Here is a 15,549-nt window from a genome sequence, read left to right as displayed (position 1 = left end):
GTTTCCTACGCGGCTATGCGCCCATGTTTGGCCGAAACGTCGTTATCTCTGTGCTGAAGGTATCGCTAGACTCGTGGCTTCCCCAGGAGATTGTTCTCATGCACGAGTATCTGAGTCCCGGCCGCTTCATCGATAGTGACCACCCCTCGGTGGTGGAGTTCGCCGAAAAACATCGGGGCGCCAGTCGCGATCCGCTTGAGCAGGCGATCAAGCTCTATTACGCGGTGCGCGAAGCCGTGCGTTACAACCCCTACACCTTCAGTCGCGACCCGGATACGTTGTGCGGCAGTTATGCACTGGCAGCCGGAGAGAGTTATTGCGTGCCCAAGGCCACGCTTCTGGCCGGAGCAGCCCGACATTGCGGGATCCCTGCGCGGATCGGTCTGGCGGACGTGCGCAATCACCTGTCGACGCCGCGTTTGCTCGAATTGCTCAAGAGCGATGTGTTCGCCATGCACGGTTATACGGAGCTGTATCTGAACGGTCGCTGGGTCAAGGCGACGCCGGCCTTCAACCAGAAACTCTGCGAACTGTTCAATGTGGCGCCGCTGGAGTTCGACGGCATCCACGACAGTGTTTTTCATCCCTTCAACCGCGACGGCGAGCAGCTGATGGAGTATCTGGTGGACCACGGCCAGTTCACCGACGTGCCTGAAGCGTTCTTTTTCGAGCACCTGGAAAAGTGCTACCCGCATCTGTTCAGCGACACTTTGCCAGCATTGCTGGGTGACATGCAGAGTGATTTGAGCCGCGCCTGATCCGGCGTATGCTGCCTGCGCATTCATCCATAAAGAGGCGGTCATGCTGAAGATCTGGGGTCGGAAAAATTCGTCGAATGTCAGAAAGCCATTGTGGGCCGCCGAGGAGCTGGGCCTGGCCTATGAAGCCATCGATGCGGGCGGGGCCTTTGGTGTAGTCGATACGCCGGAGTACCGTGCGATGAATCCCAATGGCCGGGTGCCGGTGATTGAAGACGACGGCTTCGTACTCTGGGAATCGAACGCCATCGTGCGCTACCTGATGGCCAGCCACGCCAATGGCACGGCCTGGTACCCGACGGATCTGAAGGCCCGCGCCGCTGCCGATAAGTGGATGGACTGGGCCACCTCCAGTTTTGCCGGCCCGTTCCGCACGGTGTTCTGGGGCGTGTTACGTACACCTGAAGACAAGCAGGACTGGCCCGCCATCAACGCCGCGATCAAGGAGTGCGATGACCTGCTGACGATGGCCGATCAGGCGCTGGCGCCCCAACCATACCTGTCCGGCGATGAGATCGGCATGGGCGACATCCCCCTCGGCAGTTTCATTTATGCCTGGTTCGAGATGCCGATCGAGCGCGCACCGCAGCCGCATCTTGAGGCCTGGTATGCACGACTGAAACAGCGTCCGGCGTATAAAAAAGCCGTTATGACCGCGTTGACTTAATACTCACTATCGACACACTTGACTGTACTTGTGTGGCGGCGACAAGCACCATTGCGCTCGTGCGCCGCGGTTGCATTGCTCGCCGCCCGCCCATGGTTATCCCTTTCTTCCCTTCTTGGTGCGTAAATCCGATATGAGTTCCGCTCTGTCCATCCGGCAGCTAACCAAAACCTACGGCAACGGTTTCCAGGCCCTGAGTGGTATCGATCTGGACGTCGCCGAAGGTGACTTTTTCGCCTTGCTTGGCCCTAACGGTGCCGGCAAATCCACGACCATCGGCATTCTCTCGACCCTGGTGAACAAGACCAGCGGCACCGTGAATATCTTCGGTCACGACCTGGACAAGAATCCTGCGCAGCTCAAGCGCTCCATCGGCGTGGTGCCCCAGGAATTCAACTTCAACCAGTTCGAAAAAACCGTCGACATCGTCGTGACCCAGGCCGGTTACTACGGCATCCCGCCGAAGATCGCCAAGGAACGCGCCGAACAGTATCTGACCCAGCTCGGGTTGTGGGACAAGCGCGATGTGCCGTCGCGTTCGCTGTCCGGTGGCATGAAACGTCGCCTGATGATCGCCCGCGCATTGGTTCACGAACCCCGCCTGCTGATCCTCGATGAGCCGACCGCGGGTGTGGACATCGAACTGCGTCGCTCGATGTGGACCTTCCTCACCGAGCTGAACCAGAAAGGCATCACCATCATCCTCACCACCCACTACCTGGAAGAGGCTGAGCAGTTGTGCCGCAACATCGGCATCATCGACCACGGCACGATTGTCGAGAACACCAGCATGAAACAGCTGCTCGGCCAGTTGCATGTGGAAACCTTCCTGCTCGACCTCAAGAACACGCTGAACGTCGCGCCGCAGTTGCTCGGTTACCCGACCAAGCTGCTCGACAGCCATACCCTCGAAGTCCAGGTCGACAAGGCCATGGGCATCACCGCGCTGTTCACTCAATTGGCGCAGCAGAACATCGAAGTGCTGAGCCTGCGTAACAAAACCAATCGCCTCGAGGAGTTGTTCGTGTCCCTGGTGGAGAAAAATCTGTCGAAGGTGGCGGTATGAGTTCCGAGCTGCAACCCAACCTCGTTGCCCTCAACACCATCGTCTACCGCGAGGTGAAGCGCTTTACCCGGATCTGGCCGCAGACCTTGCTGCCGCCGGCCATCACCATGGTCCTGTACTTCGTGATCTTCGGTAACCTGATCGGTCGGCAGATCGGTGATATGGGTGGCTTCACCTATATGGAATACATCGTGCCGGGCCTGATCATGATGTCGGTGATCACCAACTCCTACGGCAACGTGGTGTCGAGTTTCTTCGGCAGCAAGTTCCAGCGCTCCATAGAAGAATTGATGGTGTCGCCGGTTTCACCCCATACGATTCTGATCGGCTACACCCTGGGCGGCGTGTTGCGTGGGTTGATGGTCGGCGTCATCGTGACCCTGCTGTCGCTGTTCTTCACCCATTTGCAGGTGCATCACCTGGGCGTCACCATTCTGGTGGTGGTGCTGACGGCGACGATCTTCTCGCTACTGGGCTTCATCAACGCCGTGTTTGCGCGCAACTTCGATGATATTTCGATCATCCCGACCTTCGTGCTGACACCGCTGACGTACCTGGGCGGGGTGTTCTACTCGATCAGCTTGCTGCCCCCGTTCTGGCAGACCGTATCCCTGGCCAACCCGGTGTTGCACATGGTCAACGCTTTCCGTTACGGCATTCTCGGCGTTTCGGACATCAAGATCAGCGTGGCGATTACTTTCATGCTGGTGGCGACAGTTGTGTTGTACGTCGGTTGTGCGCGGTTGCTGGTCAGTGGGCGCGGGATGCGTACCTGAGAAAGACCGCGTCGTCCGCGAAGGCGTCTGCCCAGACACCACAAAAAAAACGGCCTCCAAAAATGGAGGCCGTTTTGCATCTACTTCATCCGGCGTTGCTTGCGCCGCTTCCACTGCCGTCCAACCCACCAACGCCAATACATCATCACCAGGCAATAGGCGAGGGCGCCCAGCACCAGCCCCGTCACCACTGAACCCAGCAAAAACGGCTGCCACAAGGTGGAAAGCTCACCACTGATCCACTCCCAGGTCAGCTCGTCCGGCAAATGCCTGGCCGGCACGTCCATCAACCACGCCCCCGTCTGATAGGTGCAGAAGAATACCGCCGGCATGGTAATCGGGTTGGTCAGCCAGACCAGGCTGACGGCAATGGGCATGTTGCCCCGCACCATGATCGCCAGAATGGCAGCGACCAGCATTTGCAACGGAATGGGCAGGAAGGCCGCGAACAGACCCACTGCCATGGCCCGTGCGACGGAATGACGGTTGAGGTGCCAGAGGTTCGGGTCATGCAGCAGGGTGCCGAGAAAGCGTAAGGATTTGTGTTCCCTGATGCTGGTCGGGTCTGGCATGTAACGTTTGAATAAGCGCCGGGGCATAAGGCTTCTCGGTCGGTTAAGGCGGCAAGTATGTCTGGATTCTATGAACCGCCCATTCAGACTTTGTGACAATTAATAACCGTGCGCGTGCGTTCGGGCAGCTATGCCTAGGGTGGGACTCTCAAGGACGGGCGTATGCGCACAGGGATGATGGCGCTGGCGTTGGGTCTGCTGGCCCTGCGTTTTTTACCGGTTTTACCGCCGGTCTGGTTATGGATGTTGCTGCCGGTCGTGGGTTTGATGCTGCTGCCGTTTCGGACTTACCCGTTGGCGTTCTTCCTGTTCGGCTTCAGTTGGGCGTGCGCAAGTGCGCAGTGGGCGCTGGATGATCGCCTGCCGCTGACGCTCGATGGCGAGACTCGTTGGGTCGAAGGCCGGGTGACGGGCCTGCCGCAGAACGCCGAAGGGGTGGTGCGCTTCGAGTTGACCGACAGTCAATCCCGAAGCACCCGGCTGCCCCGGCATCTGCGCCTCGCCTGGTATGACGGACCACCCGTCAACAGCGGCGAACGGTGGCGGCTGGCGGTCAAGTTGAAGCGTCCTGCCGGGCTGCTCAATCCGCATGCCTTTGACTACGACGCCTGGCTGCTGGCACAACGCATCGGCGCTACCGGGACGGTCAAGGATGGCCAGAGGCTGGCCGCCGCCCAATGGGCCTGGCGCGACAGCATTCGCCAGCGGTTGCAGGCCGTCGATGCCCAAGGCCGGACAGGGGCGCTGACCGCATTGGTGTTGGGCGACGGCGGCGGGCTGAGTCGCGAGGACTGGCAAGTGCTGCAAGACACCGGCACCGTGCATCTGCTGGTGATTTCCGGGCAGCACATCGGACTGCTGGCGGGACTGGTGTATCTGCTGATCGCCGGGTTGGCGCGCTATGGTCTGTGGCCAGGCCGTTTGCCCTGGCTGCCATGGGCCTGCGGACTGGCGTTTGCCGCCGCGCTGGGTTACGGGTTGCTGGCCGGTTTCGAGGTGCCGGTGCGCCGGGCCTGTGTGATGATCGGTCTGGTGTTGTTGTGGCGGCTGCGGTTTCGACACCTTGGCGCCTGGTGGCCACTGTTGCTGGCGCTCAACGGCGTTTTAGTGCTCGACCCGCTGGCGAGCCTGCAACCGGGGTTCTGGTTGTCCTTCGCCGCAGTGGCGGTGTTGATCTTCACCTTCGGTGGGCGGCTGGGGCCCTGGCGCTGGTGGCAAACCTGGACCCGTGCGCAATGGCTGATTGCGATCGGATTGTGCCCATTGCTGTTGATACTCGGCTTGCCGATCAGCCTCAGCGGGCCAGTGGCCAATTTGCTGGCGGTGCCCTGGATCAGTCTGGTGGTATTGCCGCCAGCCTTGCTCGGGACGTTGGTACTGCCCGTCCCTTATATGGGCGAGGGGTTGCTGTGGCTGGCGGGCGGTCTGCTCGACCTATTGTTCAGGGGACTGGCATTGATGGCCGGGCGATTGCCCGCTTGGGTGCCGGTCGCGGTGCCGGTGTGGATTTGGGCGTTCGGTACGCTGGGGGCCTTTCTTCTATTGCTGCCTAAAGGTGTGCCGTTGCGTCCGTTGGGTTGGCCGCTGCTGCTGTTGCTGGCTTTTCCACCTCGTCCAATGCTTTCCGAAGGCGTCGCCGACGTCTGGCAGCTGGACGTCGGCCAGGGCCTGGCCATCCTGGTGCGCACCCGCCATCACACGTTGCTGTATGACACCGGACCGCGTTTCGGTGATGTCGACCTCGGCGAGCGGGTGGTGCTGCCGTCATTGCGCAAACTGGGCGTGTCCGGGATCGACCTGATGCTCATCAGTCACGCCGACGCCGATCATGCCGGCGGTGCACGCGCGGTCGCCAACGGATTGCCGGTGACGCGGGTCCTGAGCGGCGATCCCGAAGCGCTGCCAGCCGAATTGCGCGCCGAGGGCTGCGAAAGCGGCCGGCAATGGACTTGGGACGGTGTGAGTTTCCGGCTCTGGCAATGGACATCCGCCCGCGACAGCAATCAAAAATCCTGTGTCCTGCAGGTCGAAGCCAATGGCGAGCGACTGCTGTTGACCGGCGACATCGACACCGCTGCCGAACGGGCATTGCTCGACAGCCCGCTGGCCGTGCCGACCGATTGGCTGCAATCGCCGCACCACGGCAGCCGCAGTTCCTCTTCGATGGCACTGCTCACGGCGTTGCAACCCAGGGCTGTTCTGATTTCCCGGGGCCAGGGCAATTCCTTTGGTCACCCGCATCCCACGGTCATGGCGCGCTATCAAAAACGCGGCATGGCGATCTACGACTCCGCCACCCACGGTGCCATTCGTCTGCAACTGGGGCGCTTCAAGCCGCCGTGGACGATGCGTCTGGAACGGCGTTTCTGGCGCGATCCGCCACCGTCTGACCCATAACCGCGAGTTATGAAAGCCCGACCGGATGCGACATCACAGTCTTCGGTGCATCCGGCCCCTATGTTAGAGTGGCGCACTTTTTCGAGGGGACTGTCACTGTGTGGGAATTGGTCAAATCCGGCGGCTGGATGATGCTGCCGATCATTTTGAGTTCCATCGCGGCCATGGCGATCGTCGCCGAGCGTCTCTGGACCCTGCGAGCCAGCCGTGTGACCCCGGAGCATTTGCTCGGGCAGGTCTGGGTGTGGATCAAGGACAAGCAGCTCAATAAAGAAAAACTCAAGGAACTGCGCGCCAACTCACCGTTGGGCGAGATCCTGGCAGCGGGCCTTGCCAACTCCAAACATGGTCGCGAGATCATGAAAGAGTGCATCGAAGAAGCCGCCGCGCGGGTGATTCACGAGCTCGAACGCTACATCAATGCGCTGGGCACCATCGCCGCCATGGCCCCGTTGTTGGGGCTGTTGGGTACGGTGCTGGGCATGATCGATATTTTCAGCGCGTTCATGGGCACGGGCATGGGCACCAATGCCGCGGTGCTGGCGGGTGGTATCTCCAAGGCGCTGATCACCACGGCCGCCGGCCTGATGGTCGGTATCCCGGCAGTATTCTTTCACCGATTCCTGCAACGCCGGATCGATGAGCTGGTGGTGGGCATGGAGCAGGAAGCGATCAAACTGGTTGAAGTGGTACAGGGCGACCGTGATGTGGACCTGGCCGAGGGCAAAGCGTGAAATTCCGCCGCAAACCGCGGGAAACGGTCGACATCAACCTCGCGTCGCTGATCGACGTGGTGTTCATCTTGCTGCTGTTTTTCGTGGTCACCACCACGTTTACCCGTGAAACCCAGTTGCGCGTCGATCTGCCGGAAGCGGTCAGCGGTTCGCCTGCCGAAGACCAGCAAGTCAAACACCTGGACGTTGCCATCAGTGCCGAAGGCGCGTTCTCGGTGAACAATCAGGTATTGCCGAAGAACGACCTCGCGACGCTGATGGAGGCGCTGCAAAAAGAATCCAATGGCGACACCAACCTGCCGCTGTCCATCAGCGCGGATGGCAAGACCCAGCATCAGTCGGTCATCACGGCCATGGACGCCGCCGGCAAGCTGGGTTTCAGCCACTTGCGCATGACCACGGTCGAAGCGGCACCGCCCGCGCCCTGATGGCCATGTCCGATCGCTTGCTCGCCGCGTGGTACCAAGGTCATCCGGCCCTGAAGCTGTTGCAGCCACTGGAGTGGCTGTATCGGCGCGTGGTCATGAACAAGCGCAAGCGCTTTCTGGCGGGCGAGGGCGGGATCTATCAGCCGCCCGTGCCACTGATCGTGGTCGGCAATATCACCGTCGGTGGCACCGGCAAGACACCGCTGATTCTGTGGATGATCCAGCATTGCCAGCGCAGTGGTTTGCGTGTCGGGGTGGTCAGCCGTGGGTACGGCGCCAAACCGCCGCAATTGCCGTGGCGCGTCGAGGCCGATCAGAGCGCGGAGATTGCCGGCGACGAACCGCTGTTGATCGTCCAGCGCACAGGCGTGCCGTTGATGATCGACCCGGATCGCAGCAGCGCCGTCAAAGCGCTGCTGGCGAGTGAGCCACTGGATCTGATCCTCTCTGATGACGGCATGCAGCATTACCGGCTGGCCCGGGACTTGGAGCTGGTGTTGATCGACGCCGCCCGCGGCCTGGGCAACAAACGCTGCCTGCCGGCCGGTCCATTGCGTGAACCGGTTGATCGCCTGCAAAGCGTCGACGCCGTGTTGTACAACGGTGCCTCCGAGGACCGTGAAGACGGTTTTGCCTTCCAGCTGCAACCTACCGAACTGGTCAACCTGCACAGCGGTGAGCGTCGTCCCCTCGACCACTTCCCCGCAGGCCAAGCGTTGCACGCCGTGGCCGGGATCGGCAATCCGCAGCGTTTCTTCACGACTCTCGAAACGCTACACTGGCAGCCAGTGCCGCATGCGTTTGCCGACCACGCCGAATACAGCGTGCAGGCCTTGAATTTCACACCGTCATTACCATTGGTGATGACCGAAAAGGACGCGGTGAAGTGCCGTGCCTTCGCCGCCGCCGATTGGTGGTACCTGGCAGTCGATGCTGCGCCATCGCCGGCCTTCGTGGCCTGGTTCGATACGCAGCTGATGCGCCTGTTGCCGGCTCGTCTTCTGCCTTAACTCCGTTCTAATCCAGGGAATGCTCATGGACACCAAATTGCTCGATATCCTCGCTTGCCCGGTCACCAAAGGCCCGCTCAAGCTCAGCGCCGACAAGACCGAGCTGATCAGCAAGGGCGCCGGCCTGGCTTACCCTATTCGCGACGGCATTCCGGTGATGCTCGAAACCGAAGCCCGCACCCTGACCACCGACGAGCGTCTGGATAAATGACCACAGCCTTTACCGTTGTCATTCCATCGCGTTATGCCTCCACCCGTCTGCCGGGCAAACCGCTGCTGCTGATCGCCGGCAAGCCGATGATCCAGCACGTCTGGGAGCAGGCGAGCAAAAGCAGTGCCGAGCGTGTGGTGGTCGCCACTGACGACGCGCGCATCGTTGAGGCGTGCAAGGCGTTTGGCGCCGAAGTGGTGCTGACTCGCGAAGATCATAATTCCGGTACCGATCGCCTGGCCGAAGTCGCCGCGAAACTGGGCCTGGCTGCCGATGCCATCGTGGTCAACGTCCAGGGTGACGAACCGTTGATCCCGCCGAGCGTGATCGATCAGGTCGCCGCCAACCTGGCCGCCCATACCGAAGCGCGCATGGCCACCCTGGCCGAGCCGATTGAAGACGTTGAAACCCTTTTCAACCCTAATGTGGTCAAGGTCGTCAGCGACCTCAATGGCCTGGCGCTGACGTTCAGTCGCGCCACATTGCCGTGGGCGCGTGACGCATTCGCCAGAAGCCGCGAGCAACTGCCGGAAGGCGTGCCGTATCGCCGCCACATCGGCATTTATGCTTACCGCGCCGGGTTCCTGCATGACTTTGTCAGCTGGGGACCGTGCTGGCTGGAAAACACTGAATCCCTGGAACAGCTGCGTGCCCTGTGGCACGGCGTGCGGATTCACGTCGCCGATGCGCTGATCGCTCCGCCCACTGGCGTCGACACCGTCGAAGACCTCGAGCGCGTCCGTCGCCTGCTGGAGGCCTGATGCGCGTTCTGTTCGTGTGCCTGGGCAACATCTGTCGCTCCCCGACGGCCGAAGGTGTGCTGCGGCATAAATTGCGCGAGGCGGGGCTGGCCGATCACATCGAAGTCGCCTCCGCCGGCACCGGTGACTGGCATGTCGGCAAGGCGCCGGACAAACGCAGCCAGGCCGCGGCCAAACTGCGCGGTTACGACCTGTCCGCCCAACGCGCCCAGCAAGTGACCCGTGCCGATTTCTGCGCCTACGACCTGATTCTGGCGATGGACAACAGCAATCTGCGCCACCTCAAGGCCCTGCAACCGGCCAAGGGCAGGGCCGAGCTGGATCTGTTCCTGCGTCGCTACCAGTCGGAACTCGATGAAGTGCCGGATCCGTATTACGACGGCGACCAAGGCTTCGAGCAGGTGCTGGACCTGATCGAGCGCGCCAGTGATCAACTGGTGATCGAATTGAAGGGACGGTTATGAGTTTGCAGGTTCAACCCCAGGTTTCGCTCAAGCCGTTCAATACGTTTGGTGTCGACGTTCAGGCCCGGTTGTTTGCCGAGGCCCACAACGACGCCGATGTGCGTGAAGCCCTGGCGTATGCGTCGGCCCATGACGTGCCGTTGCTGGTGATCGGTGGCGGCAGCAACTTGCTGCTGACGGCTGATGTCCAGGCGCTGGTGCTGCGCATGACTACGCGCGGGATTCGGATCCTGAGCGATGACGGCAGCAAGGTCGAGATCGAAGCCGAGGCGGGCGAGCCTTGGCATCCGTTCGTGCAGCACACCCTGGCGCAGGGTTTGTCGGGCCTGGAGAACCTCAGCCTGATCCCCGGCACGGTCGGTGCGGCGCCGATGCAGAACATCGGTGCCTATGGCGTTGAGATCAAGGACGTGTTCGCCGGCCTGACCGCACTGGATCGCCAGACCGGCGAGCTGCGGGATTTCACCCTGGAAGAATGCAACTTCGCCTACCGTGACAGCCTGTTCAAACAGCAGCCGGGGCGCTGGTTGATCCTGCGCGTGCGTTTCACCCTGGACCGCGCCGCGCACCTGCACCTGGAATACGGCCCGGTTCGCCAGCGCCTGACCGAGCAGGGCATCGATCAGCCGACTGCCACCGACGTCAGCCAGGCGATCTGCAGCATTCGTAGCGAAAAACTCCCGGACCCGGCAGTACTCGGCAATGCCGGCAGCTTCTTCAAGAACCCTCTGGTGCCGGCCGCGCTGGTCGCACAGCTGAAAAGCCAATACCCGGACCTGGTGGCCTACGCGCAACCTGATGGGCAGATGAAACTGGCGGCCGGATGGTTGATCGAGCGGGCCGGCTGGAAAGGCTTTCGTGACGGCGATGCCGGCGTGCATAAATTGCAGGCGCTGGTTCTGGTCAACTATGGCGGCGCCACCGGCCTGCAATTGCTGCACCTGGCGCAGCACATACAGAAAGACATTTTGGAACGTTTCAACGTCGACCTGGAAATGGAGCCGAATCAGTATTGAAGCTACGCTTTAATGACTGATCTCAAAGCCCTGCACACCTTCAACTGTGCAGGGCTTTTTTGTTAATGCTGGGTTAACTTAGTCCCCTAACGATGCATTCATTTGCTCCATCAAAGGCCCGATGCAGACGTTCCCGTCCGCGTAAGAGAGCCTCATTAGCCTGAGCCGATCTGCGTGATGCCAACCGCCAACCTTAGGCGGCAGATTGCTCGACCCCATAACCACCAGAAATATGCGGGCGTGCCCATGATTACCCTGAAGCTCAATGGTCAAGACCATCAACTCGACGTCACCGAGGATATGCCGCTGCTCTGGGCAATCCGCGACGTGGCCGGTTACAACGGCACCAAATTCGGCTGTGGCATGGGCCTGTGTGGCGCCTGCACCATTCATATCGAAGGCGCTCCGGCGCGCAGTTGCATCACGCCGATCGGTTCAGTGGTCGGCCAGAACGTCACCACCATCGATAACCTGCACGCTGACCCGGTCGGGCAAGTTGTGCAGCAAGCCTGGCTGGACACTGCTGTGGCCCAATGCGGTTTCTGCCAGGGCGGGCAGATCATGTCGGCGACTGCGCTGCTCAAGACCAATCCGAACCCCAGCGACGCACAGATCGAAGAGGCGATGGTCGGCAATATTTGCCGTTGCGGCACCTACAACCGCATCAAGACCGCCATCCGCCAGGCATCCACACACCTGAAGGAGGCCAAGGCATGAGCCAGTTACCGAATGATTTTGCGTTGAGCAACCTCAGTCGCCGCGGCTTCCTTAAAGGTGTCGGCGCCACCAGTGCGCTGGTGCTGGTGGCCAGTTGGGGTTGGCAAGACGCTTTCGCCGAAGAAAAAGAGAAAAAATTTGGCGCCGACGGCATGCCCAATGGCTGGATCGATGATCCCAAGGTTTACATCAGCATTGCCGGTGACGGCATGGTGACGGTGGTTTGCAACCGTTCGGAAATGGGCCAGGGTGTGCGCACCAGCCTGACCATGGTGGTCGCCGATGAACTGGATGCCGACTGGGCCATGATGAAAGTGCAGCAGGCGCCGGGCGACGAAATTCGCTTCGGTAACCAGGACACCGACGGTTCGCGCAGCATGCGCCACTGGTACGAACCGATGCGCCGTTGCGGCGCGGCCGCGCGGACCATGCTTGAACAAGCGGCTGCCGCGCAGTGGAAAGTGCCGGTCAGCGAGTGCCATGCGCAACTGCATAAAGTGGTGCACCAACCGACCGGTCGTGAACTGGGCTATGGCGCCCTGGCCGCCGCGGCGGGTGCGCTGGCAGTGCCGGCCCGTGACAGTCTGCGGCTCAAGCAGCCGTCGGAATTTCGCTACATCGGCAAGGAAGGCACCAAGGCTATCGACGGTGCCGACATCGTCAATGGCCGCGCCATCTACGGTGCCGACGTGCATTTCGACGGCATGCTCTACGCCGTGATTGCGCGTCCGGCGGTCTATGGCGGCACGGTCAAATCCGTTGACTCCAGCGCCGCGCTGAAAGTCCCGGGCGTGATCAAGGTGATTCAGATCGAAGGCCGTCCGCTGCCATCCGAGTTCCAGCCGCTAGGTGGCGTGGCCGTGGTGGCCAGCAATACTTGGGCCGCGATCAAAGGCCGCGAAGCGCTGAAAATTGAGTGGGATGACGGCCCCAACGCCAGTTATGACTCGATCGCCTACCGCAAAGAGCTGGAAGCCGCGTCCCTCAAGCCCGGCAAGGTGGTGCGTAACACCGGCAACATAGACGACGCCATGAAAGGCGCCAATAGCACCCTCGAAGCCTCTTATTACCTGCCGCACCTGGCGCAGGCGCCGATGGAGCCAATGGTCGCCATCGCCCGGTTCAAGGACGGTGTGTGCGAGGCCTGGGGCCCTAGTCAGGCGCCGCAAGTCACCCGTGAACGGATCGGCGAACGCCTTGGCATTCCGTTTGATAACGTCACGTTCAATGTCACCTTGCTGGGCGGCGGTTTCGGTCGCAAGTCCAAGCCAGACTTCATCATCGAAGCGGCGATACTCGCCAAGGAATTCCCCGGCAAGGCCGTGCGGGTGCAATGGACCCGTGAAGACGACATCCACTGCTCCTACTTCCACACCGTGTCGGCCGAATACCTGAAGGCCAGCCTGGACAAGGACGGCCTGCCCTCCGGTTGGCTGCACCGCACCGTGGCCCCGAGCATCACCGCGCTGTTCGCTCCGGGCATGAACCACGAAGCCGCTTTCGAGCTGGGCATGGGTTTCACCAACATGGCCTACGCGATCCCCAATGTGCGCCTGGAAAACCCGGAAGCGGCGATTCATACCCGGGTTGGCTGGTATCGCTCGGTGTCGAACATTCCCCACGGGTTTGCGATTCAGAGCTTTGTCGACGAGCTGGCACACAAGGCCAAACAGGATCCACTCAAGTACCAGATCAAACTGCTCGGCCCGGATCGTCAGATCGATCCGCGTACCTTGAGTGAAGAGTGGAACTACGGCGAATCCCCCGAGCGTTATCCGATCGACACCGGGCGGATGCGTACCGTGCTGGAAACGGCCGCCAAGGCCGCCGGTTGGGGCCGTGAGTTGCCCAAGGGCCGAGGCCTGGGCCTGGCGGTGCATTACAGCTTCGTCACCTATGTGGCGGCAGTGATCGAGGTCGAAGTCAAAGACGACGGCACGTTGATCGTGCACAAGGCCGACATCGCCGTGGATTGCGGTCCGCAGATCAATCCTGAGCGGATTCGCGCTCAGTTCGAAGGCGCCTGCGTCATGGGCCTGGGCAATGCGGTGGTCGGGGAAATCAGCTTCAAGGACGGCAAGGTGCAGCAAGACAACTTCCACATGTACGAAGTGGCACGCATGTCACTGGCGCCGAAGGAAGTGGCGGTGCATCTGGTCACACCTCCGGGCAATGTGCCGTTGGGCGGGGTCGGTGAGCCAGGCGTACCGCCGATTGCGCCTGCGCTGTGCAACGCGATCTTCGCTGCCACTGGCCAGCGCATCCGCAACTTGCCGGTTCGTTATCAGCTGCAAGGTTGGCAGAAGGCGCAGGCCTGATGGACAGCGCGGATCTGAATGTCCTGCGCAGCGTGCTGGAATGGCGCCGCGCCGGTCAGCGGGTGGTGTTGTACAGCGTGGTCCAGACCTGGGGCACTGCGCCCCGGGCACCTGGCGCGATGCTGGCGTTGCGTGAAGATGGCGTGGTGATCGGCTCGGTGTCCGGTGGGTGTGTCGAGGATGATCTGATTGCCCGGCTGCACGATGGGCGGATTCCTCCTGACGGACCGCCGGTGCAGTTGATCACCTACGGCGTCACCCGTGAGGAGGCCGCACGGTTTGGTTTGCCGTGCGGCGGCACGTTGCGCCTGACCGAAGAGCGGGTCGGCGATCCAGGTTGGGTCGCCGAGTTGCTGGAACGCTGCGAGGCCCATGAAATCGTCGCGCGCTCACTGGATATTGCGAGCGGTGAAGTGGTTTTGCTGGCGGCGAACAAAAGCGATGTGCTGAGCTTTGACGGCCACACCCTTCGCGCCATCTACGGTCCGCGTTGGCGGCTGTTGCTGATCGGTGCGGGGCAACTGTCCCGGTATGTCGCCGAGATGGCGCGGCTGCTGGATTTCGAAGTGCTGATCTGCGATCCGCGCAGTGAGTTTGTCTACGGTTGGGAAGAGCAGCACGGCCGTTTCGTCTCGGGCATGCCGGATGAAGCGGTGCTGAACATCCAGACCGACGAACGCACGGCCATCGTCGCCCTGACCCATGATCCGCGCCTGGATGATATGGCGCTGCTGACCGCTCTGGATTCCAGGGCTTTTTATGTCGGTGCCCTCGGCTCGCGGGTCAACAGCCTGAAACGTCGGGAAAACCTCGCTCAGCTAGGCTTGTCATCACAGGCCATCGAGCGGTTGCACGGCCCGATCGGCTTGCACATAGGCAGCCACAGTCCCGCGGAAATCGCCTTGTCGCTGCTGGCCGAGATTGTGGCGATCAAGAACGGCGTCGAACTCAAGCAGAAGAAGCCGTTGCAGGAGGTTGTATGAGTGAACCCATCGGCGTCATCGTGCTGGCGGCGGGGCAGGGCAGTCGCTTCAGGCAGGTGGCGGGGGACGACAAGGATAAGTTACTGGCGGACTGTGCCGGTCGCGATGGCGCTGTGCATTCGGTGATCGAGCAGGTGCTGGTGAATTTGCCGGCCAGTCTTGGGAAGCGTGTGCTGGTGACTACCGAAGATCGTCCGCAAGTGATTCGCATGGCTCAGGCGTATGGCTTCGAGATTGTAGTGATCGAGTCGACCGGGATGGGTGACAGCATTGCGGCTGGGGTGGCGGCGTGTCCAGATCTCAATGGCTGGTTGATTGTGCTGGGGGATATGCCGTTTATCTTGCCGTCGAGTGTTGAGCGGGTGGTGGCGGGGATGGCGGACGATTGCGTCAGCGTGCCGATGCATGCGGGTGAGTATGGGCATCCGGTAGGGTTCGGTCGCAGTTTTGGGCCGGGGTTGATGGCGTTATCGGGTGATCATGGGGCCAAGCCGCTGTTTGCGCAGGGTCGGGTGATTGAAGTGGCGGTGGATGATGCCGGGGTGTTGTGGGATGTGGATGTGCCAGAGAAATTGATCTTCCAGTAGCCTCGACACAGAACCAATGTGGGAGCGAGCCTGCTCGCGATTGCGGTTTCACATTCAACAGTGATACAGGCTGATCCACCGTCA

General features: G+C 61.3%; 17 protein-coding genes. 16 read left to right on the top strand and 1 reads right to left on the bottom strand.

Annotation, left to right across the window (positions count from 1 at the left end):
• The first annotated feature begins 98 nt into the window (after positions 1-98).
• The 4 genes from ACA075_RS22210 (at position 99) to ACA075_RS22195 (ending at position 3,267) form a co-directional block, all read left to right on the top strand.
• Entirely contained in the window at positions 99-758 is a 660-nt protein-coding gene (locus ACA075_RS22210) for a transglutaminase-like domain-containing protein (RefSeq protein ID WP_497295388.1), read from the top strand.
• Positions 759-801: 43 nt separating this feature from the next.
• Entirely contained in the window at positions 802-1,425 is a 624-nt protein-coding gene (locus ACA075_RS22205; RefSeq protein WP_497295387.1) for a glutathione S-transferase family protein, read from the top strand.
• 133 nt (positions 1,426-1,558) lie between these two features.
• A complete protein-coding gene (locus ACA075_RS22200; RefSeq protein ID WP_497295386.1) occupies positions 1,559-2,491 on the top strand; it encodes an ABC transporter ATP-binding protein in 933 nt (310 codons plus the stop codon).
• A complete protein-coding gene (locus tag ACA075_RS22195) occupies positions 2,488-3,267 on the top strand; it encodes an ABC transporter permease (RefSeq protein ID WP_219097124.1) in 780 nt (259 codons plus the stop codon). Before ACA075_RS22200 ends, ACA075_RS22195 begins: the two co-directional genes overlap by 4 nt.
• 80 nt (positions 3,268-3,347) lie before the next feature.
• On the opposite strand, the gene ACA075_RS22190 is transcribed toward ACA075_RS22195, so the two are convergent.
• Positions 3,348-3,866, bottom strand: a complete 519-nt coding sequence (locus ACA075_RS22190) for a DUF2062 domain-containing protein (RefSeq protein ID WP_497295384.1) — start codon at positions 3,864-3,866, stop codon at positions 3,348-3,350.
• Between the two features lie 135 nt (positions 3,867-4,001).
• Between ACA075_RS22190 and ACA075_RS22185 the strand changes: the two genes are divergently transcribed.
• From ACA075_RS22185 to ACA075_RS22130, 12 genes are all read left to right on the top strand, one after another.
• Complete coding sequence (locus ACA075_RS22185; protein WP_497295382.1) at positions 4,002-6,236, top strand: DNA internalization-related competence protein ComEC/Rec2; 2,235 nt, start codon at positions 4,002-4,004, stop codon at positions 6,234-6,236.
• A 98-nt stretch (positions 6,237-6,334) separates the two neighbouring features.
• Entirely contained in the window at positions 6,335-6,970 is a 636-nt protein-coding gene (pocA, locus tag ACA075_RS22180; protein WP_162556235.1) for a flagellar polar localization protein PocA, read from the top strand.
• Positions 6,967-7,398 carry a flagellar polar localization protein PocB gene (pocB, locus tag ACA075_RS22175; RefSeq protein ID WP_497295381.1) on the top strand — a complete coding sequence of 144 codons (432 nt, stop codon included), beginning with the start codon at positions 6,967-6,969 and terminating at the stop codon, positions 7,396-7,398. The genes pocA and pocB overlap by 4 nt, the downstream gene beginning before the upstream one ends.
• A complete protein-coding gene (gene lpxK, locus ACA075_RS22170; RefSeq protein ID WP_497295379.1) occupies positions 7,398-8,408 on the top strand; it encodes a tetraacyldisaccharide 4'-kinase in 1,011 nt (336 codons plus the stop codon). The genes pocB and lpxK overlap by 1 nt, the downstream gene beginning before the upstream one ends.
• A 25-nt stretch (positions 8,409-8,433) precedes the next feature.
• On the top strand, positions 8,434-8,619 hold the full coding sequence (locus ACA075_RS22165) for a Trm112 family protein (protein WP_010461887.1): 186 nt from the start codon (positions 8,434-8,436) through the stop codon (positions 8,617-8,619).
• Entirely contained in the window at positions 8,616-9,380 is a 765-nt protein-coding gene (gene kdsB / locus ACA075_RS22160) for a 3-deoxy-manno-octulosonate cytidylyltransferase (RefSeq protein ID WP_497295377.1), read from the top strand. The genes ACA075_RS22165 and kdsB overlap by 4 nt, the downstream gene beginning before the upstream one ends.
• Positions 9,380-9,844 (top strand): low molecular weight protein-tyrosine-phosphatase, encoded by a 465-nt coding sequence (locus ACA075_RS22155; protein ID WP_497295375.1) that lies wholly within the window; start codon positions 9,380-9,382, stop codon positions 9,842-9,844. Before kdsB ends, ACA075_RS22155 begins: the two co-directional genes overlap by 1 nt.
• Positions 9,841-10,860: a UDP-N-acetylmuramate dehydrogenase gene (gene murB, locus ACA075_RS22150; protein ID WP_497295373.1), complete on the top strand. Its 1,020-nt coding sequence runs from the start codon at positions 9,841-9,843 to the stop codon at positions 10,858-10,860. The genes ACA075_RS22155 and murB overlap by 4 nt, the downstream gene beginning before the upstream one ends.
• Before the next feature lie 246 nt (positions 10,861-11,106).
• Positions 11,107-11,577, top strand: a complete 471-nt coding sequence (locus ACA075_RS22145; RefSeq protein WP_497295371.1) for a (2Fe-2S)-binding protein — start codon at positions 11,107-11,109, stop codon at positions 11,575-11,577.
• A complete protein-coding gene (locus tag ACA075_RS22140) occupies positions 11,574-13,895 on the top strand; it encodes a xanthine dehydrogenase family protein molybdopterin-binding subunit (protein WP_497295369.1) in 2,322 nt (773 codons plus the stop codon). The genes ACA075_RS22145 and ACA075_RS22140 overlap by 4 nt, the downstream gene beginning before the upstream one ends.
• Complete coding sequence (locus tag ACA075_RS22135; protein WP_497295367.1) at positions 13,895-14,878, top strand: XdhC family protein; 984 nt, start codon at positions 13,895-13,897, stop codon at positions 14,876-14,878. The genes ACA075_RS22140 and ACA075_RS22135 overlap by 1 nt, the downstream gene beginning before the upstream one ends.
• Positions 14,875-15,465, top strand: a complete 591-nt coding sequence (locus ACA075_RS22130) for a nucleotidyltransferase family protein (protein ID WP_497295365.1) — start codon at positions 14,875-14,877, stop codon at positions 15,463-15,465. Before ACA075_RS22135 ends, ACA075_RS22130 begins: the two co-directional genes overlap by 4 nt.
• Positions 15,466-15,549: the final 84 nt, after the last annotated feature.

It is taken from the genome of Pseudomonas sp. LBUM1663 (assembly GCF_059695905.1).
This window is presented reverse-complemented; position numbering and strand designations above follow the sequence as displayed.

Excerpts from the sequence above, each read along its gene's own strand:
- ACA075_RS22210 (WP_497295388.1), top strand. The coding sequence starts at position 99 with ATGCACGAGTATCTGAGTCCCGGCCGCTTCATCGATAGTGACCACCCC.
- ACA075_RS22205 (WP_497295387.1), top strand. The coding sequence starts at position 802 with ATGCTGAAGATCTGGGGTCGGAAAAATTCGTCGAATGTCAGAAAGCCA.
- ACA075_RS22200 (WP_497295386.1), top strand. The coding sequence starts at position 1,559 with ATGAGTTCCGCTCTGTCCATCCGGCAGCTAACCAAAACCTACGGCAAC.
- ACA075_RS22195 (WP_219097124.1), top strand. The coding sequence starts at position 2,488 with ATGAGTTCCGAGCTGCAACCCAACCTCGTTGCCCTCAACACCATCGTC.
- ACA075_RS22190 (WP_497295384.1), bottom strand. The coding sequence starts at position 3,866 with ATGCCCCGGCGCTTATTCAAACGTTACATGCCAGACCCGACCAGCATC.
- ACA075_RS22185 (WP_497295382.1), top strand. The coding sequence starts at position 4,002 with ATGCGCACAGGGATGATGGCGCTGGCGTTGGGTCTGCTGGCCCTGCGT.
- lpxK (WP_497295379.1), top strand. The coding sequence starts at position 7,398 with ATGGCCATGTCCGATCGCTTGCTCGCCGCGTGGTACCAAGGTCATCCG.
- ACA075_RS22165 (WP_010461887.1), top strand. The coding sequence starts at position 8,434 with ATGGACACCAAATTGCTCGATATCCTCGCTTGCCCGGTCACCAAAGGC.
- kdsB (WP_497295377.1), top strand. The coding sequence starts at position 8,616 with ATGACCACAGCCTTTACCGTTGTCATTCCATCGCGTTATGCCTCCACC.
- ACA075_RS22155 (WP_497295375.1), top strand. The coding sequence starts at position 9,380 with ATGCGCGTTCTGTTCGTGTGCCTGGGCAACATCTGTCGCTCCCCGACG.
- murB (WP_497295373.1), top strand. The coding sequence starts at position 9,841 with ATGAGTTTGCAGGTTCAACCCCAGGTTTCGCTCAAGCCGTTCAATACG.
- ACA075_RS22145 (WP_497295371.1), top strand. The coding sequence starts at position 11,107 with ATGATTACCCTGAAGCTCAATGGTCAAGACCATCAACTCGACGTCACC.
- ACA075_RS22140 (WP_497295369.1), top strand. The coding sequence starts at position 11,574 with ATGAGCCAGTTACCGAATGATTTTGCGTTGAGCAACCTCAGTCGCCGC.
- ACA075_RS22135 (WP_497295367.1), top strand. The coding sequence starts at position 13,895 with ATGGACAGCGCGGATCTGAATGTCCTGCGCAGCGTGCTGGAATGGCGC.
- ACA075_RS22130 (WP_497295365.1), top strand. The coding sequence starts at position 14,875 with ATGAGTGAACCCATCGGCGTCATCGTGCTGGCGGCGGGGCAGGGCAGT.